At 71.3% G+C, this 1,055-nt stretch carries 2 protein-coding genes; one reads left to right on the top strand and one right to left on the bottom strand.

Translation table 11 applies throughout. The annotated features are described in order from the left end of the window. Positions 1-364, bottom strand: a 364-nt coding sequence (locus ACFCXS_RS39450) for a DUF6907 domain-containing protein (protein WP_376648154.1), incomplete at its 3' end; no start/stop codon positions are given. A gap of 183 nt (positions 365-547) precedes the next feature. Between ACFCXS_RS39450 and ACFCXS_RS39455 the strand changes: the two genes are divergently transcribed. Next, a partial coding sequence (locus ACFCXS_RS39455; RefSeq protein ID WP_376648155.1) for a GntR family transcriptional regulator occupies positions 548-1,055 on the top strand: 508 nt, incomplete at its 3' end.

Raw genomic sequence — 1,055 nt, forward strand, 5'->3', positions numbered from 1 at the left:
GGTTGAGGCCGTCCGCGGTCATGTACTGGTCGGCGCCGAGTTCGGCGTCGGGCTGGGGGCGGAAGGCGACGTGCGGCCGGCGGGCGGCGGCGTCGTCGCTGTAGGGCTCCTGGGTGAGGCGGGCCTCGAGGAGCTCGAGGCGCTCACCGCCGTACAGCTCGAACGTGGTCGAGACCTGCTCGCCCTCGTGCAGCAGTTCCGAGGGGTCGATGCCGGACCGCTGGTCGGCGGCGTGATCGGCGGTGCACCAGCTCGGGCAGGCGGCCTCGAGGGAGCCACCACCGACGAGCGGGTAGGTCAGTGTGCGGCGCTGTTCGGCCTGGGCGGCGTTGAGCGGCGCTGTCTGGTCGATACGGTCGGCCATGGGTGCACGTCCCTCTCCTGGACGCTGTGCCCGACAAGCGGCCCCGGGGTGCATCCCGGGGCCGTGCCGTTGGGCTGGACAACGACCAAGGTAGGAACAGTCCCGCGCAATGTCAAGACGAAACTTTCATTGCTTGACATTGCTATGGTGGGGACAGAGACTCGCCCCGACTGAGGAGGAACCATGACCACCGCAACCAGCCTGGCGGCCGAGCTGCGCCGCCGGATCACCGCAGGTGACTACGCCTACGGCGCCCGGATGCCGTCCGTTCGCGAACTGGCAGAGCGCTACGAGACCAGCCAGCAGACCGCCGCCGCCGCATACGCGGCCCTCGAGGGCTCGGGCATGGTGCGCGTCGGGCGAGGCCGAGAGGGCACGACCGTCACGGCGGGCCCGCCCGCAGACGCCCACCTCGGCACGTTCACCCCGCCGGACCTGACCGCCGCCAAGGCGTGGCGATCCGCCAACGACCAGGGTGCGACCGAGGCGACGATCGAGGTCGTCCAGACCGCCGCCACCCCCGAAATGGTCGCGTGGGGCATCCCCGAGGGCTCTGACGTCGTCATCCGCACGCGGCTGCGCACCATCGACGGCGTGCCGGTGCAGCACAAGATCACGGTGATGCCGCTCGCCATCGCCGAGCGGCAGCCCGAGGGCTACACCGGGGTCCCCCCGATGCTCGCTCCGGTCG

Origin of the sequence: Streptomyces sp. NPDC056373 (assembly GCF_042262425.1) — a bacterium.
GTDB lineage: Bacteria > Actinomycetota > Actinomycetes > Streptomycetales > Streptomycetaceae > Streptomyces.